The sequence below is a fragment of the Streptomyces camelliae genome, assembly GCF_027625935.1.
Taxonomy (GTDB): Bacteria; Actinomycetota; Actinomycetes; order Streptomycetales; family Streptomycetaceae; genus Streptomyces; species Streptomyces camelliae.
Genome location: NZ_CP115300.1, coordinates 2,462,198 through 2,485,778, shown reverse-complemented (window position 1 = coordinate 2,485,778; position 23,581 = coordinate 2,462,198). Strand labels below are relative to the sequence as shown.

Annotated in this window: 21 protein-coding genes and 1 riboswitch; of the genes, 14 read left to right on the top strand and 7 right to left on the bottom strand. The window is 71.4% G+C overall.

Going from position 1 to position 23,581, the window contains the following annotated elements:
• The first annotated feature begins 202 nt into the window (after positions 1-202).
• The 5 genes from O1G22_RS11215 (at position 203) to O1G22_RS11195 (ending at position 4,780) form a co-directional block, all read left to right on the top strand.
• Positions 203-724 (top strand): DUF1453 domain-containing protein, encoded by a 522-nt coding sequence (locus tag O1G22_RS11215; protein ID WP_270081231.1) that lies wholly within the window; start codon positions 203-205, stop codon positions 722-724.
• Complete coding sequence (locus O1G22_RS11210) at positions 721-1,872, top strand: sensor histidine kinase (protein WP_270081230.1); 1,152 nt, start codon at positions 721-723, stop codon at positions 1,870-1,872. Before O1G22_RS11215 ends, O1G22_RS11210 begins: the two co-directional genes overlap by 4 nt.
• The gene (locus tag O1G22_RS11205; RefSeq protein ID WP_270081229.1) at positions 1,869-2,573 is read left to right on the top strand and encodes a response regulator transcription factor; all 705 of its coding nucleotides are present in this window, start codon (positions 1,869-1,871) and stop codon (positions 2,571-2,573) included. Before O1G22_RS11210 ends, O1G22_RS11205 begins: the two co-directional genes overlap by 4 nt.
• A gap of 69 nt (positions 2,574-2,642) precedes the next feature.
• A complete protein-coding gene (locus tag O1G22_RS11200; protein ID WP_270081228.1) occupies positions 2,643-3,191 on the top strand; it encodes a DUF485 domain-containing protein in 549 nt (182 codons plus the stop codon).
• Positions 3,188-4,780, top strand: a complete 1,593-nt coding sequence (locus O1G22_RS11195) for a solute symporter family protein (RefSeq protein ID WP_270081227.1) — start codon at positions 3,188-3,190, stop codon at positions 4,778-4,780. The genes O1G22_RS11200 and O1G22_RS11195 overlap by 4 nt, the downstream gene beginning before the upstream one ends.
• A gap of 4 nt (positions 4,781-4,784) precedes the next feature.
• Here the strand turns inward: O1G22_RS11195 and O1G22_RS11190 are convergent, their stop codons facing one another.
• Entirely contained in the window at positions 4,785-5,477 is a 693-nt protein-coding gene (locus O1G22_RS11190) for a response regulator (RefSeq protein ID WP_270081226.1), read from the bottom strand.
• Between the two features lie 158 nt (positions 5,478-5,635).
• Between O1G22_RS11190 and O1G22_RS11185 the strand changes: the two genes are divergently transcribed.
• The 3 genes from O1G22_RS11185 (at position 5,636) to O1G22_RS11175 (ending at position 8,429) form a co-directional block, all read left to right on the top strand.
• Positions 5,636-6,451 carry an ABC transporter ATP-binding protein gene (locus tag O1G22_RS11185; RefSeq protein ID WP_225101000.1) on the top strand — a complete coding sequence of 272 codons (816 nt, stop codon included), beginning with the start codon at positions 5,636-5,638 and terminating at the stop codon, positions 6,449-6,451.
• Positions 6,441-7,304: an ABC transporter permease gene (locus O1G22_RS11180; protein ID WP_270081225.1), complete on the top strand. Its 864-nt coding sequence runs from the start codon at positions 6,441-6,443 to the stop codon at positions 7,302-7,304. Before O1G22_RS11185 ends, O1G22_RS11180 begins: the two co-directional genes overlap by 11 nt.
• Positions 7,305-7,370: 66 nt before the next feature.
• Positions 7,371-8,429 carry an ABC transporter substrate-binding protein gene (locus tag O1G22_RS11175; protein ID WP_270081224.1) on the top strand — a complete coding sequence of 353 codons (1,059 nt, stop codon included), beginning with the start codon at positions 7,371-7,373 and terminating at the stop codon, positions 8,427-8,429.
• Positions 8,430-8,447: 18 nt separating this feature from the next.
• Here O1G22_RS11175 and O1G22_RS11170 read toward each other — a convergent pair whose 3' ends face one another.
• The 4 genes from O1G22_RS11170 to O1G22_RS11155 all read right to left on the bottom strand — a co-directional run bounded on the left by O1G22_RS11170 (position 8,448) and on the right by O1G22_RS11155 (position 13,154).
• A complete protein-coding gene (locus tag O1G22_RS11170; RefSeq protein ID WP_270081223.1) occupies positions 8,448-9,128 on the bottom strand; it encodes a response regulator in 681 nt (226 codons plus the stop codon).
• A complete protein-coding gene (locus O1G22_RS11165; RefSeq protein ID WP_270081222.1) occupies positions 9,125-10,816 on the bottom strand; it encodes a sensor histidine kinase in 1,692 nt (563 codons plus the stop codon). Before O1G22_RS11165 ends, O1G22_RS11170 begins: the two co-directional genes overlap by 4 nt.
• An 86-nt stretch (positions 10,817-10,902) precedes the next feature.
• Positions 10,903-11,844, bottom strand: coding sequence for a ferredoxin family protein (locus tag O1G22_RS11160; protein ID WP_270081221.1), 942 nt, complete (start codon positions 11,842-11,844; stop codon positions 10,903-10,905).
• Between the two features lie 53 nt (positions 11,845-11,897).
• Positions 11,898-13,154 (bottom strand): citrate synthase, encoded by a 1,257-nt coding sequence (locus tag O1G22_RS11155; protein WP_270081220.1) that lies wholly within the window; start codon positions 13,152-13,154, stop codon positions 11,898-11,900.
• A 114-nt stretch (positions 13,155-13,268) separates the two neighbouring features.
• Between O1G22_RS11155 and O1G22_RS11150 the strand changes: the two genes are divergently transcribed.
• Positions 13,269-14,435, top strand: coding sequence for a citrate synthase/methylcitrate synthase (locus tag O1G22_RS11150; RefSeq protein WP_270081219.1), 1,167 nt, complete (start codon positions 13,269-13,271; stop codon positions 14,433-14,435).
• 72 nt (positions 14,436-14,507) lie between these two features.
• Positions 14,508-15,566, top strand: a complete 1,059-nt coding sequence (locus tag O1G22_RS11145) for a CobW family GTP-binding protein (protein WP_270081218.1) — start codon at positions 14,508-14,510, stop codon at positions 15,564-15,566.
• Here the strand turns inward: O1G22_RS11145 and O1G22_RS11140 are convergent.
• Positions 15,563-18,022 (bottom strand): DNA gyrase/topoisomerase IV subunit A, encoded by a 2,460-nt coding sequence (locus O1G22_RS11140; RefSeq protein WP_270081217.1) that lies wholly within the window; start codon positions 18,020-18,022, stop codon positions 15,563-15,565. The two genes, O1G22_RS11145 and O1G22_RS11140, sit on opposite strands and share 4 nt — an antisense overlap.
• A 269-nt stretch (positions 18,023-18,291) precedes the next feature.
• On the opposite strand from O1G22_RS11140, the gene O1G22_RS11135 reads away from it, so the two are divergent.
• From O1G22_RS11135 to O1G22_RS11120, 4 genes are all read left to right on the top strand, one after another.
• Entirely contained in the window at positions 18,292-19,695 is a 1,404-nt protein-coding gene (locus O1G22_RS11135) for a M16 family metallopeptidase (protein ID WP_225100990.1), read from the top strand.
• The gene (locus O1G22_RS11130; protein WP_270081216.1) at positions 19,692-21,080 is read left to right on the top strand and encodes a M16 family metallopeptidase; all 1,389 of its coding nucleotides are present in this window, start codon (positions 19,692-19,694) and stop codon (positions 21,078-21,080) included. Before O1G22_RS11135 ends, O1G22_RS11130 begins: the two co-directional genes overlap by 4 nt.
• A 212-nt stretch (positions 21,081-21,292) precedes the next feature.
• Positions 21,293-21,452, top strand: a riboswitch (cyclic di-AMP (ydaO/yuaA leader).
• Positions 21,453-21,464: 12 nt separating this feature from the next.
• Positions 21,465-22,181 carry a M23 family metallopeptidase gene (locus tag O1G22_RS11125; RefSeq protein ID WP_270081215.1) on the top strand — a complete coding sequence of 239 codons (717 nt, stop codon included), beginning with the start codon at positions 21,465-21,467 and terminating at the stop codon, positions 22,179-22,181.
• A gap of 197 nt (positions 22,182-22,378) precedes the next feature.
• The gene (locus O1G22_RS11120) at positions 22,379-23,065 is read left to right on the top strand and encodes a GntR family transcriptional regulator (protein WP_270081214.1); all 687 of its coding nucleotides are present in this window, start codon (positions 22,379-22,381) and stop codon (positions 23,063-23,065) included.
• Positions 23,066-23,236: 171 nt separating this feature from the next.
• Here the strand turns inward: O1G22_RS11120 and O1G22_RS11115 are convergent, their stop codons facing one another.
• Positions 23,237-23,518, bottom strand: a complete 282-nt coding sequence (locus O1G22_RS11115) for an HPr family phosphocarrier protein (RefSeq protein WP_225100986.1) — start codon at positions 23,516-23,518, stop codon at positions 23,237-23,239.
• Positions 23,519-23,581 lie beyond the last annotated feature (63 nt).

Genomic DNA, 23,581 nt, shown 5'->3' with positions numbered 1-23,581 from the left:
CCCCGCGTCTCCGTCGCACCTCCCCCGCACGACGAGACCCCCACGCCCGACGAGCCTCTACACCCGTGGGTGGAGATGCGCCGCCCCAGGTTTCCACCCGTGATCCACCTCCGCTCCGATCTGCGGAGCTGCGGATTTCCGTAGCTTCGAAGGTGCCGGCAGCGCCTGCTCCGGCACCACCTTCTCGCTCACGGAGGCTCTGATGTCCGGGCTGGTCAACGCGCTGGCGATTGTGGCCGTGGTCGCCATAGTGATCGTGCGGCAGTTCCGCGCCCGCGCGATCAACACCGACCGGCGCTGGTGGCTTATCCCGGTGATCCTGGCCGTCGTCGCGCTGCGCGAGCCCGGCATCCTCGATGCCCACCACCGCACGGAGTCCGCCGCACTGCTCGCACTGGAGGTGCTCATCGGTCTCGCCACCGGAGCCGGCTGGGCCTGGACGACTCGCATCTGGACGGCTGAGGACGGCGTCGTGTGGACCAAGAGCACCAAAGCGAGCGGCGCGGTGTGGGTCGTGGGCATCACCCTGCGGATCGGTGTCTACGCCCTCAGCTCCGCCCTGGGCCTGCACCAGAACAGCTCTGCCCTGATGCTCGGCCTCGCCGGCACCCTGCTGGTCCGCGGCGGCATCCTGGTCTGGCGGGCCCGGTCCCTCGGCACCGCGACCCGTCCCGCAGCGGCGTACGGTGACGGCATGCGGCAGGCCTGGAAGGAGCGCGCGTGACGGACAACGCCTGGACCCGCTGGCCGTCGCGAGAGGCGCTCGGCCGAGCGGGAATCAGCCGGCCCCGGCGGATGCTCGCCTGGGCCGTCAGACTCCTTGTGCTCGCCCTGCTCCTGTGGGCGGCGTTCAGCCAGAGGCACGTCGGAATCTGGGGGGCGCTCGCAGCGGCAGCGACGGTCCTCCTCGCCGGTGTCGTCTCCTGGGCCTTCTTCCGGACCACCTACCAGCACCGGCTGGTCCCCTCCCTGGCGCTGATGAGCGTGCTCCTGGCCATCGCGGTCGCCGCCGAGGCCACGGGGTTCAGAGGACCGGCCCTGGTGATCTGGTGCGGCTGCGGGATCAGCGCCCTGGAGCGGCTGCCGCTCGCGGTGGCCCTGCCCGTGACGTCTGTGGCGCTGGCCTCGTACTCCGCGTTCAACAACGACGTCTGGTTGACCACGGCCGCCACGGTGGCGGGCATGGCCCTCGCCGGATACGTCCTGCGCCTGGACGCGGAAGCCCGCGGCAACGCGCAGCGGCTCCTCGCCCAGGAGCGGGCCGCCCGGGCCGCGGAGGCCGAGTCCGCGGCGCTGGCCGAGCGGGCCCGGATCGCGCGCGAGATCCACGATGTCCTGGCCCACAGCCTCTCGGCGCAGCTCGTGCATCTGGAGGCGGCCCGGCTGCTGATCGAGAACGGTGCCGATCGCGACCGGATCCTGGAGCGGGTGGTGGCCGCACGCGGAATGGCCCGCGACGGGCTCGCGGAGACCCGGCAGGCACTGTCCGCGCTGCGGGGCGAACTGACCCCGCTGGAGGAGTTCCTGAGCGAACTCGTCACTGGGACCGACGGCGCGGAGGTCACTGTCACGGGTGAGCGCAGACCCCTGTCGGCCGAGGCCTCCCAGGCGGTGCGCCGGGTCGCGCAGGAGGCGCTCACCAACGTCCGTAAACACGCCCAGGGCGCCAAAGTGCAGCTGCGCCTCGACTACAGCGACCACGAAGTGACGCTGAACGTCCGGGACTCGGGCGGGCTGCCGGGCGAACTGACGAGATCCGGAGGCGGGTACGGTCTGCTGGGTATGCGTGAGCGCGCCGAGCTGCTGGGCGGTTCGCTGGACGCGGGGCCGGACGAGGAGGGGTTCGTGGTGACGCTGAAGGTGCCGGTATGACCGAGACGGAGGGGGAGAAGAAGCCCGCGCGGGTGGTCGTCGCCGACGATCAGACCGTGGTCCGCGAAGGCATCGTGATGCTGCTCGGGCTGCTGCCGGGCGTGGAGGTCGTCGGTGCGGCGGGAGACGGCGAGGAGGCGGTGCAACTGGTCGAGGAACTCGACCCGGACGTCGTACTGATGGACCTCAGGATGCCCCGCTGCGACGGTGTGGAGGCCACCCGGCGGATCCGGTCGCAGCACCCCCGGACCCAGGTCGTGGTGCTCACCACGTACGCGGACGACGAGTCGCTGTTCCCCGCGCTGCGCGCCGGCGCCCGGGGCTATCTGACCAAGGACGCCGGCGGCGACGAGATCGTGCGCGCCGTGCAGAGCGTGCTGTCGGGGGACGCGGGGCTGTCGCCGAGCGTGCAGCGCCGGCTGCTGGAGCGACTGTCCCAGCCCGAGCCCGCCCCGGCCGAGCCCGGCCCGGCCATGGGGCCCGAGACGCCGCCCGACGGACTGACCGCGCGTGAGACCGAGGTCCTGCTGCTGATCGCCGACGGGCTCAGCAACCAGGAGATCGCCCGCAGGCTGCATGTGTCGACGGCGACCGTGAAGACGCACATCAACAACCTCTTCGCCAAGACGGGTCTCAAGGACCGAGCACAGGCGGTGCGTTACGCCTACAGCAAGGGGCTGGTGAGGCCGCCCACGCGGTGAATCACCTGATGGGGTGAAGAGCCGAGGGAAGAAGAGTCAGGGATCTTCCCGATCTGTCCATCCTTGGGCATGCAGTCAAGCAACGGCCGTTGCCGCGGAGCCGGGGACGGTGCCGAGAGCTCGGCCGAGAACCGGGAAGATCACGGCACGTCCTCGCGTGACACGGCGTACGAGGACCCTTGGTACGACGCCCTGGCCTCCGGCTGGGGCGAGCTGGATGGCGCGGGCATGCCGGCGACGGGCGTGCCGTCCCCGCGCGACGACCGGAGCGGACCCGGGGTTCGCGCTCGCGACGTGTACGTCGAGGTGCAGCGCAGCGCGGCCTTCCAGGAGGTGCGCAGCAGGTACCGGCGGTTCGTCGTGCCGGGGGTCGTCGTCTTCCTCGTCTGGTACATCGGCTATGTCGTCGCCGCCACGGCCGCGCCGGAGCTGATGGCCCGGCCCGTCGCCGGAGCGGTGAACGTGGGCATGCTGGCCGGGCTCGGGCAGTTCCTCACCACGTTCCTGCTCACCTGGGCCTACGCCCGGCACGCGCGCCTGCGCCGGGACCGGGCCGCGCTGGAGCTGCGCTGGGACACCCAGGAACTGACCCGCGAAGTACGGGGAGGTGCCTCGTGACCGGGGAGCATCAGACACTGGCGCTGCTGCTGTTCAGCGGTTTCGTGGCCGTCACCCTCGGGATCACGACGTGGGTGAGCCGTCGGCGGCACGGTTCGGCGGAGGAGTTCTACGCCGGAGGGCGGCTGTTCTCTCCCATGGAGAATGGTTTTGCCATCGCGGGTGACTACATGTCGGCGGCTTCCTTCCTCGGGGTCACCGGGCTCATCGCCCTCTACGGGTACGACGGGTTGCTGTACGTGGTGGGCTTCCTGGTGGCGTGGCTGGTGGTGCTGTTCCTGGTGGCCGAACTGGTGCGCAACTGCGGGCGGTTCACCCTGGCCGACGTGGTGGCAGCGCGGATGAGCGAGCGGCCGGTGCGGATCGCGGTGGGGACGTCCTCGGTCACGGTGTCCGTGCTGTATTTGGTGGCGCAAATGGTCGGCGCGGGCAGTCTGGTGGCGTTGCTGCTGGGGCGGACGAGCGGGACGGCCCAGGCCTGGACGGTCGTCGGGGTCGGCGCTCTCATGGTGATCTATGTGACGCTGGGCGGGATGCGGGCCACCACCTGGATCCAGATCGTCAAGGCGGTGCTGCTGCTGAGCGGGGCGGTGGCGCTGACCGTGCTCGTGCTGCTGCGCTTCCATGGGGATGTCGACCGACTGCTGCTCACGGCGGCGGACCGCAGCGGCCACGGCAGGGCGTTCCTGGCGCCGGGCCTGAAGTACGGCGGGAGCTGGACCGCCCGCCTCGACTTCATCAGCCTCGGTCTCGCCCTCGTGTTGGGCACGGCGGGACTGCCGCACATCCTGTCCCGCTTCTACACCGTGCCCACCGCGCGCGCCGCCCGCCGTTCCGCCGTGTGGTCCATCGGGCTGATCGGCGGCTTCTATCTGATGACGATCGTCCTCGGCCTCGGTGCGGCCGCGGTGGTCGGTCCGGACGCGGTGCGCGGTTCGAACGCGGCCGGGAACACGGCCGTGCCCCTGCTCGCCCTCGACCTGGGCGGCGGAGCGGGATCCACCGGTGGAACGATTCTGTTCGCGGTCGTCGCCGCCGTCGCCTTTGCGACGATCCTCGCCGTGGTCGCCGGGATCACGCTCGCCTCGTCGGCCTCGGTGGCGCACGACCTGTACGTATCGCTGCGCCGGCCGCACGGCAAGCCGCGCAGCGAGGTCGCGGTGGCACGGTTCGCGGCGCTCGGTATCGGTGTCGTGGCGATCGCGCTCGGCCTGCTGGCCCGCGACCTCAACGTCGCTTTCCTCGTCGGCCTCGCCTTCGCGGTCGCCGCGTCGGCGAACTTGCCCGCGCTGCTGTACTCGCTGTTCTGGCGCGGCTTCACCACCCGCGGCGCGGTGTGGGCCGTATACGGCGGGCTGATCCCGGCGCTGGGGCTCGTGCTGCTCTCCCCGGTGGTCTCCGGCAGTCCGAGCTCGCTGTTCCCGGACGTCGACTTCCAGTACTTCCCGCTGCAGAACCCGGGCATCGTCTCCATCCCGCTCGGCTTCCTGGCCGGCTGGCTGGGCACGGTCACCTCGGACGAGGTCGCGGACGAGGCCAAGTACGCCGAGACCGAGGTGCGGTCGCTGACCGGCGCCGGGGCCGTGTAGCCCCCTACGGCGCGACCCAGGCGTACCGGTGCTCCGGCCGGCCGGTGTCGCCGTACTTCAGGGAGAGCCGCAGTCGGCCGGCCTGTTCCAGGTGGCGGAGGTAGCGCTGGGCCGTGGAGCGGCTCAGACCGGTTCTGGCGGCCACCTCGTGGGCCGACAGCGGCTGGTCGGCGCGGTGCAGGACGCCGCAGATCAGGTCGGTCGTGGGCTCCGAGTGGCCGCTCGGCAGGCCGGGCGCGGACGGGGCGGAAGACGTGCGCAGCGCCCCGAAGATCCGGTCGACCTGCTCCTGACCGGTCAGACCGTGGCCGCCGACCCGGTCCACGGTGCGGCGCAGCGCTGCGTAGGAGTCGAGGCGGGTGCGCAAGGCGGCGAAGGTGAACGGCTTGACCAGATAGTGCAGGGCGCCCAGGCGCATCGCCTGCTGGACGGTCGTCACCTCGCTGGCCGCCGTGATCATGATGACGTCCGTGCCGTGGCCCTGTTCCCGCATGCGGTGGACGAGGTCGAGGCCGGTCCCGTCCGGCAGATAGTGGTCCAGCAGGACCAGGTCGACACTGCCGCGTTGGACGGTGGACAGGGCCTGGGCGGCACTGTGCGCGCGGGCGGTCACCCGGAAGCCGGGAACCTTTCCCACGTACTTGGCGTTTATCTCAGCGACGCGGAAGTCGTCGTCCACGACCAGGACGTCAATCATCAGGCCTCTCCTTCAAGGCCGACGAGCGTTAAGCCCGTGTTTCGGCTCCGCAGTTGTAACGCGAGCAAAATGAGCACAACAGGCTCTTGCGAGCAAAAGAACGGCTTGTGCTCACAAGACTCCTGCCGTGGCCGGGGCCACACCTACCGTCCCGGGCCATGAGCGCACACACCAGCCCCGCCATCGAGTTGCGGGGCGCGAGCAAGACCTTCAGAACCCCGTCCGGGGGACTGCACACGGCCGTGCGCGGCCTGGACCTCACCGTCGAGCGCGGCGAGTTCGTGGCCGTCGTAGGACCGACCGGCTGCGGCAAGTCCACCACGCTGACGCTGGTCAGCGGCCTGGAGGAGCCCACCGAGGGCGAGGTGCTGGTGGCCGGTGAGCCGGTCGAAGGCGTCGGCGACAAGGTCGGTTTCGTCTTCCAGCAGGATGCCACGTTCCCCTGGCGCACGGTGCTGTCCAACGTCATGTCCGGCCCCCGCTTCCGGGGCGTACCGAAGGCGGAGGCCAAGGAGAAGGCCCGGGAGTGGCTGGCCCGCGTCGGACTGGCCGCCTTCGAGGACCGTTACCCGCACCAGCTGTCCGGCGGCCAGCGCAAGCGCGTGGCCCTCGCCGCGACCTTCGTCAACGACCCCGAGATCCTGCTGATGGACGAGCCGTTCTCCGCGCTCGACGTGCAGACCAGGGCGCTGATGTCGGACGAGCTGCTGGAGCTGTGGGAGGGCACGGGTGCCTCGGTCGTCTTCGTCACCCACGACCTGGAGGAGTCCATCGCGCTCGCCGACAAGGTCGTCGTGATGACCGCCGGCCCCGCGACCGTGAAGCAGGTGTTCGACATTGACCTGCCGCGGCCGCGCAAGGTCGAATCGGTGCGCCTGGAGCCGCAGTTCATCGAGATCTACCGCGAGATCTGGGAGTCGCTCGGCGAAGAGGTCCGCATCACCCGTGAGAGGGGTGCCGCCCATGTCGCCTGAGGTTCTCAGCACACCGGCCGTCGAGACCGCGAAAGTCGCCGACCGCGCGCAGAGTCGCGCCCAGGCCGCCCGTCGCCGCAAGGCCGTCGTCAACCTCGCGCGCGTGCTGGTCCTGGTGGCTGTCCTCGGCCTGTGGGAGGGACTGTCCCGCGCCAAGGCCATCGACCCGTTCTACTTCTCGATGCCGACGAAGATCTGGGACCAGATCTGGACCTGGGTGACGCATGGCACCGCGCTCGGCTCGCTGGGCGAACAGATCTGGTACACGCTCTTCGAGGCACTGCTCGGCTGGGTCATCGGTGTGGTCGCCGGTGTGCTCCTGGGTATCGCGCTCGGGCGGATCAGATTGCTCGCCGAAGTGTTTGGTCCATACATCAAGGTGCTCAACTCGATCCCCAGGATCGTCCTCGCACCCATCTTCCTGATCTGGTTCGGCCTCGGGCCCTCCTCCAAGGTCGCCTCCGCCGTCGTGCTCGTCTTCTTCCCGGTGTTCTTCAACGCCTTCCAGGGCGCCCGCGAGGTGGACCGCAACCTGGTGGCCAACGCCCGCATCCTGGGCGCCAGCGACCGCAGAGTGACCCTCCAGGTGGTCATCCCGTCGGCCACCTCCTGGATCTTCACCAGCCTGCACGTCAGCTTCGGTTTCGCGCTGATCGGCGCCATCGTCGGCGAGTACATCGGCGCGACGAAGGGCATCGGACTGCTCGTCTCGCAGTCGCAGAACACCTTCAACTCGGCCGGCGTCTACGCCGCGATGGTCATCCTCGCGGTCGTCGCCCTCGTCGCCGAAGGACTGCTGACCTTCGCCGAGCGCCGCATCTTCCGCTGGAAGCCCGCCGGTTCCGACAGCTGACCGGCCCCTCGGACCAGCCCCCCACGCCTTTCCCGCACCGCCCTCTCACAAGGACGTGACACCGCCATGCGCAAGACCGCAAGATACGCCTCCCTGGCCGCCGCCGGACTCCTCGCCCTCTCCTCGCTCACCGCCTGCGCCAATGACGCGGCCAGTTCCACGGCCGACACCGGCAGCGGCGGGGGCGGCGGCAAGGGCGAGTCCGTCAAGATCATGGTCGGCGGGCTGGACAAGGTCATCTACCTGCCTGCGATGCTCACCCAGCGCCTCGGCTACTTCCGGGCCGAGGGGCTGAACGTCCAGCTGCTCAGCGAGCCCGCCGGGGTCCAGGCCGAGACCGCGCTCGTCTCCGGCCAGGTGCAGGGCGCGGTCGGCTTCTACGACCACACCCTCGACCTCCAGGTGAAGGGCAAGTCGGTCGAGTCGGTCGTGCAGTTCTCGCACGCGCCCGGCGAGGTCGAGGTGGTCTCCGGCAAGGCGGCGGGCAGCCTCACGTCGCCCAAGGACTTCAAGGGCCGCAAGCTGGGCGTGACCGGGCTCGGCTCCTCCACCGACTTCCTCACCAAGTACCTGGCGGTCAAGAACGGTGTGAAGGTCAGCGAGTTCACCTCGGTCGCCGTGGGAGCCGGCCCGACCTTCATCGCGGCTCTCCAGAACGGCGCGATCGACGGCGGCATGACCACCGACCCGACCGTCGCGACGATCCTGGACAAGAAGGCGGGCAAGATCCTCCTCGACATGCGTACCCCGCAGGGTTCGCAGGAGGCGCTGGGCGGGCCGTACCCGTCGTCAAGTCTGTACATGCAGACGGACTGGGTGAATGGACACAAGGACACCGTCCAGAAGTTGGTCAACGCATTCGTCAAGACGCTCAAGTGGATGTCCACCCACAGCGCCGACGAGATCGCCGCCAAGATGCCCGCCGACTACTCCCAGGGCAACAAGACGCTCTACGCGCAGGCCATCAAGAGCACCCTGCCGATGTTCACCGACGACGGCGTGATGCCCGAGGGCGGCCCGGAGACCGTCGAGAAGGTCCTCAAGTCGTTCAACCCCAACATCAAGAACGCCAAGGTCGACTTGAGCAAGACGTACACGACCGAGTTCGTCAAGGCCGTCAAGTAACGTACAGACTCCGTCCGTTCAGACGCGGGTCGCCCACACGTATCGGTGTTCCGGGCGGCCCGCGTCGCCGTACCTGAGAGTGAGCCGGGCCCGTCCCGTGCGCTCCAGGAGCTTCAGATAGCGCTGGGCGGTCTGCCGGCTCACCCCCGTCCGCTCGGCGATCTCCTGCGCGGACAGCGGGCCCTGGGCGTTCATCAGCGCCTGGCGCACCAGCTCCGCCGTCGTGGGGGAGTGTCCTTTGGGCAGGCCGGGTTCCGACGGCGCGGACAGGGCGCCGAAGATCCGGTCCACCTGCGCCTGTTCGGCCTCGCCGCCGCCGTCCAGGGTGCGTCGCAGCTCGGCGTACGCCTCCAGCTTGGCCCGCAGACCGGCGAAGGCGAACGGCTTCACCAGGTACTGCAGCGCCCCCTGCCGCATCGCGGCCTGCACGGTCGACACGTCCCGCGCCGCCGTCACCATGATCACGTCGGCCTGGTGGCCGCGCCGGCGCATCTCCCGGACGACCGCGAGACCGGTGTCGTCCGGCAGATAGTGGTCCATGAGGACCAGGTCCAGCCGCGGCAGCGTCTCCACGTGGCGCAGCGCCTCGGCCGCGCTGTGCGCCTCGCCGGCCACGTGGAAGCCCGGGACCTTCGCCACGTAGGCCGCGTTGACCCGGGCCACGCGGGTGTCGTCGTCCACGATCAGGACCTCGATCATCGTGCCTCCTCCTCGGCAGCGGCGGGAATGTGCTCCGGGGCCGGCTCCGCGGATCCCGCGAGCGCGGGCGCCGGTTCCGGCTCGGTGAGTGCCTCGGGCAGGATCACGGTGAACTCCGCGCCGCCGCCGTCCGCGGCGCCCACCGACGCTCCGCCGCCCTGCCGTTCGGCCAGCCGGCGCACCAGGGAGAGCCCGATGCCCCGCTTGCCGTGTGCGGGCGGCTCCTTGGTGGACCAGCCGTCCGTGAAGACCAGCTCCCGCTGGTCCGCCGGGATCCCGGGCCCGGTGTCGCGCACCCTGAGGACGACCGTACGGCCCTCACTGCGCAACTCGACCTCCACGCGCGCGTGCAGCGTGCCCGCGACCGCGTCCAGGGCGTTGTCCACCAGGTTGCCCACGACCGTGACCAGGCCACGGGGATCGATCAGCCGGTCCGGCAGCCGGGTGCGTTCCGACACCCACAGGGCGACCCCGCGCTCGGCCGCCACGGTGGCCTTGCCGACCAGCAGCGCGGCCAGCAGCGGGTCATGGATCTTCTCGGTGATCTGCTCGGCGGTGACCCGGTGGTCGCCGACCACCTCGCCGACGAACTCCACGGCTTCGTCGTACATCTCCAGCTCCAGCAGCCCGAGAAGCGTGTGCATGCGGTTGGCGTGCTCGTGGTCCTGGGCGCGCAGGGCGTCGATCAGCCCGCGCGTGGAGTCCAGTTCCCGCCCCAGCTGCTCCAGTTCGGTGCGGTCGCGCAGGGTGGCCACGGCGCCGCCGTCGCCGGTGGGCATACGGTTGGTGACCAGCACGCGCTGGCCGCGCACGGTGAGCAGGTCGGTGCCGGTGACCCGACCGGCCAGGACGTCGGTCGTGCGGCCCTCGCCGAGCGCCTCGTCGGGGGTCCGGCCCACCGCTTCGTCGCCGATGCCCAGCAGCCGCCGCGCTTCGTCGTTGAGCAGCCGGACCCGGCCGCCGCGGTCGAGGGCGACCACGCCCTCCCGGATGCCGTGCAGCATCGCCTCGCGCTCCGCGAGCAGCGCAGAGATATCGGAGAAGGCCAGGTCACGGGTCTGCCGCTGGACCCGGCGGGAGATCAGCCAGGCGGCCAGCGCGCCCACCGCGAGTGCGCCGCCGGCGTACGCGAACAGCCCCGGGATCGCGCTGATCAGCCGCGCCCGCACGCTGTCGTAGGCGATGCCGACCGAGACCGCCCCGACGATCCGGTGCCGGGCGTCGTACAGCGGCACCTTGCCGCGGGCCGAGCGGCCCAGGGTGCCGTCGTCGATCTCCATGACCTGCTTGCCGGCCAGGGCGTCGTGGGGGTTGGTCGAGACGTGCTCGCCGACCTCCGAGGGGGTGGTGTGGGACCAGCGCACGCCCCGCCGGTCCATCACCACGATGTACTCGGCATGGGTGGCCCGCCGGATCCGTTCGGCCTCCTGCTGCACCGGGCCGTCGGGGGTCGGCGCGGTGTCCCGCACGCCCTCGGCGATCTGCGGGTCCTGGGCCGTGGTCTGGGCGATGGCCAGTGCCCGGCGCATCGCCTCCTGGTCCAGCTGCTTGCTCAGCGGCGCCAGGAACAGCCCGGTCGCGAGCACGGCCACTCCCGCGGCGATCGCCACTTGCATGAGCAGCACCTGGGAGAATACCCGTCGCGGCAGACCCAGGCGCAGGCGGCGTGCGGGGGGAGTGGGGCTCATGGGTGAGACGTTACGGGGGAGGACCCGACGTGCCCCAGGGGATGTGGTGGGGATCTCTTGACCAATTCTTGGAAAGAGGTGGCCGCTCAACTCGCCAGCGCTGTCGGCCGCAGCTCGCGCACGGCCACCACGTCCATCCGCGCGGGTGTGCCGAGCACCTCCGCGCCGCAGCTCTCCGGGCGCGGCGGCAGCGACGCCCCCTGGGCCACGGTGACCCGCCACAGCCGCCCGTCGGCGTGGGCGACGGTGACCTCCCAGCGCGGGCCGCCGCCGTCGGTCCGTACGACGCTGAGCACGCCCGCGCGGTCCTCGCCCGCCGCCGACCGGACGGCCAGCTCGGCCGCCTGGCCGGGCCGTTCCCAGGCGGAGCACCCCCGGCACCCTTCGACCACGACGCGCCCCTCCTGGACGCCGTGCAGCGCTTCCTTGACGGTGTGCGCCCCGGCGCGGCCGTACGCGTAGCCGTACGGCAGGACGAGCACCGTCGGTGAGAAGCGATGCCCACCCAGATGGGTGACCTCCCAGACCCCGCGCACCCCCGAGGCGGCCAGCTCGCCGGCGAGGGGACGGCCCAGCAGGGCGCAGCAGCGGTCACGCTTGCCGTTGGTGCACACGAGCGCGAGCGGGTCGCCCGTGTGAGGCCGACCGTCGAGAGCGGAGGCGAAGGAACGGTGGTCGCCCGTGCCGAGGGCGGCGAAGTCGAGGCCGAGGAGTCGGTTCGGATCTCGGACTGTGGCGCTGTGCAGCCACACGTTTCCCGGAACAGTGTGGGCCGCGTACACATGCCGGAGCGGCGGTGTGCCGGGGTCGGCGTGCCGCCCGGGGCGCCGGATGAGCGCGACGCGCACGCCGGTCCCGTCGGCGGCGCGCTCCAGCGCCCGGCCCAGCGCGCGGTCCAGATGGCTGGATGTGAGCGCCTTGGCACCCCACGGGCCGGGCTGTTCCAGCAGCAGCCACGTCGTCGCCGTGGCCGCCGTACCGGAAACGGGCTCGTCGAGGCTCCGGGAGACGGTCGCACACCTACTCACAGAGGTGAGCCTAACCTGACTCTGCCCGGGGCGACTTCCGGCCCGGCCGTGTCCTACTCCGGCAGGGGCTGCGGCGGTCGCGGGCCGACGTAGTGACCGACGGGGCGCATGCGCAACGGGCGCTCGCCGTACTCCTCCAGCGCGTGCGCGATCCAGCCCGCCGTCCGGGCGACGGCGAAGATCGTCTCGCCGGCCGTGGCGGGCATGCCGCTGGACGCCGTGAACACCGCCAGGGCCAGGTCGACGTTGGCGTGCAGCGGCGTGTGCCGGGCGGTCGTGGCGACGATGTCCCGCGCCGCGAGCAGCGCGGGCTCGGCGCCCGGCACCTGCTCCAGCAGGCCGAACAGCACGCGCGCGCGAGGATCTTCGCCGGCGTACAGCCGGTGGCCGAGCCCGGGGACGCGGCGGCCCGCGCGCAGTTCGTCGGCGATCACCGGGACCGCCGTGCCCTGGTCGAGCACGTCGAGCAGCAGGCGATGGGCCATGCTGCTCGCGGCGCCGTGCAGCGGGCCCTCCAGGACGCCGAGCCCCGCCGAGACGGCGGCGTAGGCGTGCGCCCGGGCCGAGGCGGCGACCCGGACGGCGAGCGTGGAGGCGGCCAGGTCGTGGTCGGCGAGCAGGGCGAGCGCGGTGTCCAGGACGTGCAGGGACGCCTCATCGGCCGGGCGTGCCGTCAGCCGGGCCCAGAGGCGGTGGGCCAGCGGACCGTCGTCCTCGGGGGCGTACAGGGCCGGCGGCAGTGCGGCGACGAGCGTGGGGATGAGGATCCGCGCGGTGTTCAGCACGGCGTCCTCGGACAGGTCGAAGCGCAGCGGGTCCTCGGCCGCAGCGGCGATCGCCGCCACCCGGAGCCGGTCGGTGGGGGAGGCGTGCTCGGACAGGGCCTGCACCGCGCGGCGGGCGACCTCGACCGTGGGGCCGGGAGCGGACAGGGTGACGCCCGGGGTCAGCCGGCCCGTCCACAGCCACTCCGCGACCTCCTCGTAGGAGTGCCGCAGGGCCAGCTCCACGGCGTCCACGCCTCGGAAGTAGTACCGGTCCTGCTCGATCAGCGTGATGCGGGTCCGGACCGACAGGTCGCCGCCGGAGCCCGGGTGCGCCGCTGCCTCGCGCCGGTTGCGCCGGGCGAGGGCCTCGACTTCCTTCGCCTCGAAGGTGCTGGCCCGGCCACCGGGTTCGCGTCTGCTGCTGAGCAGGCCGCGGCTCACGTACGCGTAGACCGTCTCGGGCTTCACGCCGAGCAGTTCGGCGGTCTCCTTGGTGGTCAGCCTTCGTCCGGGACGGCCGGGAGCGGGTTCGTGATCGCGCATGGGGGTCACGGTAGTCGTCTCTGCACATCTTGATGGCGATAGATTGATTGAATCAACGTTGACAAGAGATGAGTCAAGCATGGACAGTCGGGATCAAGTCCAGGGAGGAGAACCATGTCCATCAACAGGACCGCCACCCCGCTCATCGAGGCCCCGCGCGGCCTCGCGGGCGTCGTCGTCACCCAGACCGAGATCGGCGACGTCCGCGGGCGGGAGGGCTTCTACCACTACCGCCAGTACTCGGCCGTCGAACTCGCGCGGACCCGCGGCTTCGAGGACGTCTGGCATCTCCTGGTCCATGGCACGCTCCCGGACGCACGGCGCCGCGCCGCCTTCGCGGCCGAGACCGCCGCGCTGCGGCGGCTGCCCGGCGAGGTCCGCGCCGCGCTGCCCGCGCTCGCCGCTGCGAGCCGTGCCTCCGGCCCGCTGTCCGGCCTGCGCACGGCCCTGTCCCTGCTCGGCGCGGCACGGGGCATGCGGCCGGTGTACGACGTCGACGCCGACCGGCGCCGCGCTGACACTCTGGCCGCCTGTGCGGCCGTGCCGACACTGCTCACCGCGCTGTACCGGCTGGGGCAGGGCCTCGACCCGGTCGAGCCGCGCGAGGATCTCGCGTACGCGGCCAACTACCTGTACATGCTCACCGGTGAGGAGCCGGAGCCGCGGCGGGCGCGTGCGGTCGAGCAATACTTGATCTCGACCATTGATCACGGATTCAACGCATCAACCTTCACCGCCCGCGTCATCGCTTCCACCGGCGCCGATGTGGCGGCCTGCCTGACCGGGGCGGTGGGCGCCCTGTCCGGGCCGCTGCACGGCGGCGCGCCCAGCCGGGCCCTGGACACCCTGGACGCCATCGGCACCCCGGACCGGATCGACCCCTGGATCCGGGAGCGGGTGCTGGGCGGCGAACGGATCATGGGGTTCGGGCACGCCATCTATCGCACCGAGGACCCGCGTTCAGGGATGCTGCGCGAGATCGCCCAGAGCTTCGGCGGCCCCCGCGTCGACTTCGCGGTGGAGGTCGAGCGCACGGTCGAAGCCATCCTCGCCGAGCTGAAGCCCGGCCGTGAACTCCACACCAACGTCGAGTTCTACGCCGGCGTGGTCATGGAACTGTGCGGCCTGCCCCGCGAGATGTTCACCCCCACCTTCGCCGCGGCACGGGTGGTGGGCTGGAGCGCGAACATCCTGGAGCAGGCGGCGGACTCGAAGATCATCCGCCCGGTCGCCCGCTACGTCGGCCCGGAGCCCCCGGTGGCGGTACCGGCTCAGCCCTGAGCCCTCCCCGGTGCGCCACTCTTATCCTGGTCCGGCAGTCGGTCCGCAGGAGAGCAGGAGAGAGGGCGCCCGTTGGGCAACAGCAGCACCCCGCAGCAGATCCCCGTCGTCGTACTCGCAGGGTTCCTCGGCTCCGGAAAGACCACGCTCCTCAACCACCTCCTGCACCACAGCGGAGGCAGCCGGATCGGGGCGATCGTCAACGACTTCGGGTCCATCGAGATCGACGCGATGGCCGTCGCCGGCGCCCTCGGCGACTCGACCGTCTCGCTCGGCAACGGCTGCCTGTGCTGCGCCGTCGACGCGAGCGAACTCGACGTCTACCTGGACCGGCTCGCCGCACCCGACGCCGGCATCGACGTGATCGTCATCGAGGCCAGCGGGCTCGCCGAGCCGCAGGAACTCGTGCGGATGGTGCTGGCCAGCGAGCAGCCCAGGGTCGTCTACGGTGGCCTGGTCGAGGTCGTGGACGCCGCCGAGTTCGACGCCACCCGCGCCCGGCATCCCGAGCTGGACCGGCACCTGGCCCTCGCCGACCTCGTGGTGGTCAACAAGCTCGACCGGGCCGCGGACGGCGAGCGGGTGCTCGGCCTCGTACGCTCCCTCACCGACCGGGCCGCCGTCGTCCCCGCCACCTACGGCCGCATCGACCCGGAGTTCCTCTTCGACTGCCGGCCCAGCGAGGAGCGCATCGGGCAGCTGTCCTTCGACGACCTGCACGAGCGCGGCACGGACGAGCACGCCGGTCATCTCCACACCGGTTACGACAATCTGTCCTTCGCCTCCGACGCGCCGATGGAGCCGCGTCGCCTCATGCGCTTCCTGGACAGCCGCCCCGACGGGCTGTACCGGATCAAGGGACACGTCGACTTCGGGCCGTACGACGTCCGCAACCGCTACACCGTGCATGCCGTCGGCCGGTTCCTGCGTTTCCACCCCGAGCCCTGGCCGGCCGGGGACGGCCGCCGTACCCAGCTCGTGCTGATCGGCTCCGGCATCGACACCGAAGCCCTCGACAAGGAGCTCCAGGGGTGTGCGAACGACGCCCCACACGCCGATGAGCACGGCATGTGGGGCATCCTGCGCTACGTTCCGGGCACCGAGGAAGAACCCGGCACCGGCGGCTACTAGAACACCGGCCCCGCGACCACCGCCACCGTCTTCGGCAGCGATGTGCCCGAGCCGTCGCGGCGCGGGTCCAGCTCCGGCAGCTCGGCCGGGCTGCCGGTCTTCTGCGCCGCGCGCGCGGGAGCGGGCCCGGCCCAGGCCAGCGACAGGCAGTCCTCACCCTTCAGGAACCGCTGGCAGCGCACGCCGCCCGTGGCCCGGCCCTTGCGCGGGTACTGGTCGAACGGAGTCAGCTTGGCCGTCGTCTGCACGGAGTCGTCCAGCGTGCCGCGCGAGCCCGCCACCGTGAACACCACCGCGTCGGCGGCCGGGTCGATCGCCGTGAAGGAGATCACCTTCGCGCCGTCCGCGAGCTTGATGCCGGCCATACCGCCCGCCGGGCGGCCCTGCGGGCGCACGACGGACGCCTGGAAGCGCAGCAGCTGCGCGTCGTCCGTGATGAACACCAGGTCCTCCTCGCCGGTGCGCAGCTCCACCGCGCCGACGATCCGGTCGCCCTCCTTGAGCGTGATGACCTCCAGCTCCTCCTTGTTGGAGGGATAGTCGGGCACCACGCGCTTGACGACACCCTGCTCGGTGCCGAGCGCCAGACCCGGGGACGACTCGTCCAGCGTGGTCAGGCAGACCACCGTCTCGTCGTCCTCCAGGGACACGAACTCCGCGAGCGGGGCGCCGCCGGACAGGGTCGGGGCCGCCGCGGTGTCCGGCAGCTGGGGCAGATCGACCACGTTGATCCGCAGCAGCCGGCCCGCCGAGGTCACCGCGCCGATCTCCCCCCGCGCGGTCGCCGGGACCGCCGAGACGATCACGTCGTGCTTGACGCGCCTCGCGCCGGCCTCCTCCGGGAACGGCTCGGCCGTCGCCGTACGGGCCAGCAGGCCGGTCGAGGACATCAGCACCCGGCACGGGTCGTCGGCGACCTGGAGCGGCACGGCGGCCACCTGGGCACCCGCGGACTCCAGCAGGACCGTACGCCGCTCGGTGCCGAACTTCTTCGCGACCGCGGCCAGTTCGGCCGAGACCAGCTTGCGCAGCTCCGCGTCGGACTCCAGGATCCGGGTCAGCTCCGCGATCTCCGCGGTGAGCTTGTCCTTCTCCGCCTCCAGCTCGATGCGGTCGTACTTGGTGAGCCGGCGCAGCGGCGTGTCGAGGATGTACTGCGTCTGGACCTCGCTCAGCGAGAAGCGCTCCATCAGGCGCTCCTTGGCCTGCGCGGAGTTCTCGCTGGACCGGATCAGCCGGATGACCTCGTCGATGTCGACCAGCGCGGTGAGCAGGCCCTCGACCAGGTGCAGCCGGTCACGGCGCTTGGTGCGGCGGAACTCGCTGCGGCGCCGGACGACGTCGAAGCGGTGGTCGAGATAGACCTCCAGCAGCTCCTTCAGGCCCAGCGTGAGCGGCTGGCCGTCCACCAGGGCCACGTTGTTGATGCCGAAGGACTCCTCCATCGGGGTCAGCTTGTACAGCTGCTCCAGGATCGCCTCCGGCACGAAGCCGTTCTTGATCTCGATGACCAGGCGCAGGCCGTGCTCGCGGTCGGTGAGGTCCTTGACGTCCGCGATGCCCTGGACCTTCTTGCTGTTGACCAGGTCCTTGATCTTCGCGATGACCTTCTCGGGGCCGACCGCGAAGGGCAGTTCGGTGATGACCAGGCCCTTGCGGCGGGCGGTCACGGTCTCGATCGAGACCGTGGCACGGATCTTGAAGGTGCCGCGGCCCGTCGCGTACGCGTCGCGGATGCCGTCCAGGCCGACGATCCGGCCGCCGGTGGGCAGGTCCGGGCCCGGGACGTGCCTCATCAGCGCGTCGAGGTCCGCGCCCGGGTACCGGATCAGGTGGCGGGCGGCCGCGATCACCTCGCCGAGGTTGTGCGGCGGCATGTTCGTCGCCATCCCGACCGCGATGCCCGAGGAGCCGTTGACCAGCAGGTTCGGGAAGGCGGCCGGCAGCGCCACCGGCTCCTGCTCCTGGCCGTCGTAGTTGGGCGCGAAGTCGACCGTGTCCTCGTCGATCGACTCGGTCATCAGGCTCGTGGCCTCGGCCTGCCGGCACTCGGTGTACCGCATGGCGGCCGGCGGGTCGTCGTTGCCCAGCGAGCCGAAGTTGCCGTGGCCGTCGACCAGCGGCATGCGCATGGAGAAGGGCTGGGCCATGCGCACCAGCGCGTCGTAGATCGACGCGTCTCCGTGCGGGTGCAGCTTGCCCATGACCTCGCCGACGACACGCGCGCACTTCACGTAGCCGCGGTCGGGGCGCAGGCCCATCTCGTTCATCTGGTACACGATCCGGCGGTGCACCGGCTTGAGGCCGTCACGGGCGTCCGGCAGGGCGCGCGAATAGATGACCGAGTACGCGTACTCAAGGTAGGAGCCACGCATCTCGTCCACGACGTCGATGTCGAGGATCTTCTCCTCGTACGAGTCGTCGGGCGGCGGGGTCTTCGTGCTGCGGCGGGCCATCGCTGCCGGCTCCTTGCTGAAGCGATTGACTGATCTGACGCCGACCATTGTGGACCGAGGCACCGACAACCCGTGCCGCGACCCGGTGCACACGGTCGCGTACGGCGCCGGAACGGCATCCCCGGCAGGGCCGGACGCGGGCCGCGCGATCGCTGTCGGCGTACGCCTCGCGGGAACTTCGCCGAGGTCCCGCACGCTTTGCATACAGTGGCAGGAACGGCAGGAAAACCGCGGTGTGCACCACCGCATCCCCATGCGAAGGGACGTACATGCCCATGGGTCACACGACCACAGCCGAGGCAGGCTCCGGGGGCCTGACAGCGACCGAGCACCGCCTGGCCAACGGTCTGCGCGTGGTGCTCTCCGAGGATCACCTGACCCCGGTGGCGGCGGTCTGCCTCTGGTACGACGTCGGCTCCCGCCACGAAGTCAAGGGGCGTACCGGTCTGGCTCACCTTTTCGAGCACTTGATGTTCCAGGGCTCGGGACAGGTGAAGGGCAACGGTCACTTCGAGCTGGTGCAGGGCGCCGGCGGCTCGCTCAACGGCACCACCAGCTTCGAGCGCACCAACTACTTCGAGACCATGCCCGCCCACCAGCTGGAGCTGGCGCTCTGGCTGGAGGCCGACCGCATGGGCTCGCTGCTGGCCGCCCTGGACGACGAGTCCATGGAGAACCAGCGGGACGTCGTCAAGAACGAGCGCCGCCAGCGCTACGACAACGTCCCCTACGGCACCGCCTTCGAGAAGCTGACCGCGCTCTCGTACCCGGAGGGCCACCCCTACCACCACACGCCGATCGGCTCGATGGCGGACCTGGACGCGGCCACCCTGGAGGACGCCCGCCAGTTCTTCCGCACCTACTACGCGCCGAACAACGCCGTGCTCTCGGTGGTCGGCGACATCGACCCGAAGCAGACCCTCGCCTGGGTCGAGAAGTACTTCGGCTCGATCCCCGCGCACGACGGCAAGCCCGCCCCCCGCGACGGCACCCTGCCGGAGGTCATCGGCGAGCAGAAGCGTGAGGTCGTCGTCGAGGAGGTCCCGGCGCGCGCCCTGATGGCCGCCTACCGGCTCCCGCACGACGGCACGCGCGCGTGCGACGCGGCCGACCTCGCTCTGACCGTCCTCGGCGGCGGCGAGTCCTCCCGGCTGTACAACCGGCTGGTGCGCCGCGACCGTACGGCCGTCGCGGCCGGCTTCGGTCTGCTGCGCCTCGCCGGCGCCCCCTCGATGGGCTGGCTGGACGTGAAGACCTCCGGGGACGTCGAGGTGCCGGTCATCGAAGCCGCCATCGACGAGGAGCTGGCCCGGTTCGCCGAGCAGGGCCCCACGCCGGAGGAAATGGAGCGCGCCCAGGCCCAGTTGGAGCGCGAGTGGCTGGACCGGCTGGGCACGGTCGCCGGCCGCGCCGACGAACTGTGCCGGTTCGCCGTCCTGTTCGGCGACCCGCAGCTCGCCCTCACCGCCGTCAAGCGCGTCCTGGAGATCACCCCGGAGGAGGTCCAGGAGGTCGCCAAGGCCCGCCTGCGCCCCGACAACCGCGCGGTCCTCGTCTACGAGCCGCTGTCCGCCGAGTCCGCCGAGCACACCGAGGAAGCGGGGCGCGGCGAGGACCCGGAGCAGGAAGCGACCGTAGAGGCCGGCAACGAGAACGAGGAGACGGCCAAGTGACCGAGCTCGCCACCATGGACTTCCACCCCCAGCCCCAGCCCGGCGACGCCAAGCCGTGGGCGTTCCCGGCCCCCGAGCGCGGCGCGCTGGACAACGGCCTGACGGTGCTGCGCTGCCACCGCCCCGGCCAGCAGGTCGTCGCCGTCGAGGTGCTGCTCGACGCGCCCCTGGACGCCGAGCCGGCCGGCCTGGACGGCGTCGGCACGATCATGGCGCGGGCCTTCTCGGAGGGCACCGACAAGCACTCCGCCGAGGAGTTCGCCGCCGAGCTGGAGCGCGCGGGCGCCACGCTCGACGCGCACGCCGACCACCCGGGCGTCCGGCTCAGCCTGGAGGTGCCCGCCTCCCGGCTGGCCAAGGGCCTCGGCCTGCTCGCCGACGCCCTGCGCGCGCCCGCGTTCGCCGAGAGCGAGGTCGAGCGGCTGGTCCGCAACCGCCTGGACGAGATCCCGCACGAGCTGGCCAACCCCTCCCGCCGGGCCGCCAAGGAGCTCTCCAAGGAACTGTTCCCGGCGAGCTCGCGCATGTCGCGCCCGCGCCAGGGCACCGAGGACACGGTCGAGAAGATCGACGCGGCCGCCGTACGCGCCTTCTACGACCGCCACGTCCGCCCCGCCACGGCCACCGCGGTCGTGGTCGGCGACCTGACCGGCGTCGACCTGGACGCGCTGCTCGGCGAGACCCTTGGCGCCTGGACGGGCACCCCGGGCGCGGCCCGTACGGTGCCGTCGGTGAGCGCCGACGACACCGGGCGCGTGGTCATCGTGGACCGGCCCGGCGCCGTCCAGACGCAGCTGCTCATCGGCCGCGTCGGCCCCGACCGGCACGACCGCGTGTGGCCCGCCCAGGTGCTCGGCACCTACTGCCTCGGCGGCACCCTCACCTCCCGCCTGGACCGCGTCCTGCGCGAGGAGAAGGGCTACACCTACGGTGTGCGCGCGTTCGGCCAGGTCCTGCGTTCCGCCGCGGACGGCACGGGCATCTCCATGCTCGCCATCAGCGGCTCGGTGGACACGCCGAACACCGGTCCCGCGCTGGAGGACCTGTGGAAGGTGCTGCGCACCCTCGCGGCGGACGGCCTGACCGACGCCGAGCGGGACGTGGCCGTGCAGAACCTCGTCGGGGTGGCGCCGCTGAAGTACGAGACGGCGGCGGCCGTCGCGAGCACGCTGGCCGACCAGGTCGAGCAGCACCTGCCCGACGACTTCCAGGCGACGCTGTACCAGCAGCTGGCCGCGACGGGCACGGTGGAGGCCACGGCGGCCGTCGTGAACGCCTTCCCGGTGGACCGCCTGGTGACCGTCCTCGTCGGTGACGCCGCCCAGATCAAGGCGCCGGTGGAGGCGCTCGGCATCGGCGACGTCACCGTGGTGGCGGCCGAGTAACGCACGCGCATGCGTGGGGCCCTGACGGCTTACGGGCCGTCAGGGCCCCTTGCTGTTCCGCTTCCCGCCTCAGATGCCCGATTTGGGGCGGAGGTTGCCTGTCTGCCCTGTGGGATGCGCTACAAAAACCCGGATCGGTTTGGGGATCACCGACGGGCCCGCCTAGCGTCGTCCGGGCTGTTCGTCAGGCAGTGCGCCGCACCCGCGGCACCGGACAGCCATCGCCGAGTCCCCGTACGGCGCGAGCCAGGGGAGCCGGGGACCCAGGTCCCTTGGGGTGAATCGGACGCCCACGCGTGCGCGTGGGGGCCGTAGGAGACCTTCCTGCTCCGAACCCGTCAGCTAACCCGGCAGGCGAGAGGGAAGGAAAGGACCAGCCACTTCATGGCGTTCATGTGCGCCTCCGGGAAGCATCGCAAGCCCGGCCGGGTCAAGCGCACCACCGCTCAGGCGGCCGGTATCGCGGCCCTCACCACCGGAGTCGTCGGCACCCTCGCGGCCGCCCCGGCGTTCGCCGCCCAGAACTCCCCCGAGCAGACCGGCCTCACCCCGGTGATCACCGTGGGCGACGACATCGCCGCGAACATCGACGCGCAGGCCGCCGCCCAGCAGCGGGCCGCGGAGCAGAAGGCGGCCGAGCAGGCCGCGGCCGAGCGGGCCCAGGAGATCCGCGAGGCCGAGCGCGAGCGGCTGAACCGCTTCGTCGCCCCGATCACCGACTCGTACGTCTCCACGGGCTACAAGGCCAGCAGCTCCCTGTGGTCCTCCGGTTCGCACACCGGCATCGACTTCCACGCGGCCAGCGGCACGCCCGTCCACGCGGTCGGTTCCGGCACTGTCGTCTCCACCGGCTGGGGCGGCGCGTACGGCAACCAGATCGTGATCCGGATGGCCGACGGCATGTACACCCAGTACGGCCACCTGTCGTCCATCGGGGTCACGGTGGGCCAGCAGGTCACCCCGGGCCAGCAGATCGGCCTGTCCGGCGCGACCGGCAACGTCACCGGGCCGCACCTCCACTTCGAGGCCCGGACCACCCCCGACTACGGCTCGGACGTCGACCCCGTCGCCTATCTCCGCAAGCACGGCGTGAACGTCTGACCCACCCGCGCACGGCATCCGCGGCCCCGGCTCATCGAGCCGGGGCTTTCGCCGTTTTTCACGCTGTCCGCCGGAGGTCTGTCCAAAAAACCTCCATGGATTCCGGCCCGCCGTCGGAAATTCCGGCTCATTGGAATAGAGTCACGGAACACACGTCCATCGTCGACGTTTCACGGGGATTAAGGCGGAGGTCGGTCATGCGTATTCCGGCGCACTCGGTATGCACGGCGATCCGGGACGACATCGTCGCCGGTGTCTACGAGCGCGGCAGCCGGCTGACCGAGGAAGTCCTGGCGCGTCGTTACGGCGTCTCGCGCGTCCCCGTCCGCGAGGCGCTGCGCACTCTGGAGGCGGAGGGCTTCGTGGTGACGCGCCGGCACGCGGGCGCGTGCGTGGCCGAGCCGACCGAGCAGGAGGCCGCCGACCTGCTGGAGATGCGCATGCTCCTGGAGCCGCTCGGGGCCGCCCGGGCCGCCCAGCGGCGCACGGAGGCGCATCTCAAGGTGCTGCGCGGCCTGGTGAGGCTGGGTCAGGAGCGGGCCCGACGGGGCAGCAGCGAGGATCTGCGCTCGCTGGGCGGCTGGTTCCACGAGACGCTCGCCCAGGCCTGCGGCAGCCCGTCGCTGACCTCCATGCTGACCCAGCTGCGGCACAAGATCGCCTGGATGTACACGGTGGAGGCGCCGCCCAGCCCGGCCGATGCCTGGGCGGAGCACGGCGCGATCGTGGACGCGGTGGCGCGCGGCGACGGCGAGCGCGCGCGGGCGCTCACGGCGCTGCACGGCGAGCGCACGACGGCCGCGCACCGGCTGCGCTTTTCCGGTGCCGGTGAGCGTGTGAGGACTTCGCAACACGTCGTAAACACGTCGGGCCCGCGGCATTAACACGCGCGCCGTATACAAAGAAGAGTAATTCGGCGCGGTGTATTTCCGCTGCCTGAATTGCTGGTGTGCCCGCGTATTCCCGAAAGGCGGCCGAGCTGTGCCGCCCGGGAAACGGCGAAGCCGCGCCGCCCGGAAAGGGCGACGCGGCTTCGCGGTTCTGCGCGTGGGCGGTCAGACCGTCTCGGGCAGTTCTTCCAGACCCTCGGCGACCAGCTTGGCCAGCCGGTCCAGGGCGATGTCCGCGCCCTCGGCGTCGGAGGCGAGGACGATCTCCTCGCCCCCCTGGGCGCCGAGGCCGAGGACGGCCAGCATGGAGGCCGCGTTGACGGGGGTGCCGTCAGCCTTGGCGATCGTCACCGGGACGCCTGCGGCCGTGGCGGCTCGGACGAAGATGGAGGCGGGGCGGGCGTGGAGGCCCTCGGCCCAGCCGACGTTGACGCGGCGCTCAGCCATGTGTTGCTGCCCTTCGGTGTTCAGGGTTGTCTAGACCAGTTTCCCATATCGTGAAGCATGCCC

Excerpts from the sequence above, each read along its gene's own strand:
- O1G22_RS11215 (WP_270081231.1), top strand. The coding sequence starts at position 203 with ATGTCCGGGCTGGTCAACGCGCTGGCGATTGTGGCCGTGGTCGCCATA.
- O1G22_RS11205 (WP_270081229.1), top strand. The coding sequence starts at position 1,869 with ATGACCGAGACGGAGGGGGAGAAGAAGCCCGCGCGGGTGGTCGTCGCC.
- O1G22_RS11200 (WP_270081228.1), top strand. The coding sequence starts at position 2,643 with ATGCAGTCAAGCAACGGCCGTTGCCGCGGAGCCGGGGACGGTGCCGAG.
- O1G22_RS11190 (WP_270081226.1), bottom strand. The coding sequence starts at position 5,477 with ATGATTGACGTCCTGGTCGTGGACGACGACTTCCGCGTCGCTGAGATA.
- O1G22_RS11185 (WP_225101000.1), top strand. The coding sequence starts at position 5,636 with ATGAGCGCACACACCAGCCCCGCCATCGAGTTGCGGGGCGCGAGCAAG.
- O1G22_RS11180 (WP_270081225.1), top strand. The coding sequence starts at position 6,441 with ATGTCGCCTGAGGTTCTCAGCACACCGGCCGTCGAGACCGCGAAAGTC.
- O1G22_RS11175 (WP_270081224.1), top strand. The coding sequence starts at position 7,371 with ATGCGCAAGACCGCAAGATACGCCTCCCTGGCCGCCGCCGGACTCCTC.
- O1G22_RS11170 (WP_270081223.1), bottom strand. The coding sequence starts at position 9,128 with ATGATCGAGGTCCTGATCGTGGACGACGACACCCGCGTGGCCCGGGTC.
- O1G22_RS11165 (WP_270081222.1), bottom strand. The coding sequence starts at position 10,816 with ATGAGCCCCACTCCCCCCGCACGCCGCCTGCGCCTGGGTCTGCCGCGA.
- O1G22_RS11155 (WP_270081220.1), bottom strand. The coding sequence starts at position 13,154 with ATGCGCGATCACGAACCCGCTCCCGGCCGTCCCGGACGAAGGCTGACC.
- O1G22_RS11150 (WP_270081219.1), top strand. The coding sequence starts at position 13,269 with ATGTCCATCAACAGGACCGCCACCCCGCTCATCGAGGCCCCGCGCGGC.
- O1G22_RS11140 (WP_270081217.1), bottom strand. The coding sequence starts at position 18,022 with ATGGCCCGCCGCAGCACGAAGACCCCGCCGCCCGACGACTCGTACGAG.
- O1G22_RS11135 (WP_225100990.1), top strand. The coding sequence starts at position 18,292 with ATGCCCATGGGTCACACGACCACAGCCGAGGCAGGCTCCGGGGGCCTG.
- O1G22_RS11125 (WP_270081215.1), top strand. The coding sequence starts at position 21,465 with ATGGCGTTCATGTGCGCCTCCGGGAAGCATCGCAAGCCCGGCCGGGTC.
- O1G22_RS11120 (WP_270081214.1), top strand. The coding sequence starts at position 22,379 with ATGCGTATTCCGGCGCACTCGGTATGCACGGCGATCCGGGACGACATC.
- O1G22_RS11115 (WP_225100986.1), bottom strand. The coding sequence starts at position 23,518 with ATGGCTGAGCGCCGCGTCAACGTCGGCTGGGCCGAGGGCCTCCACGCC.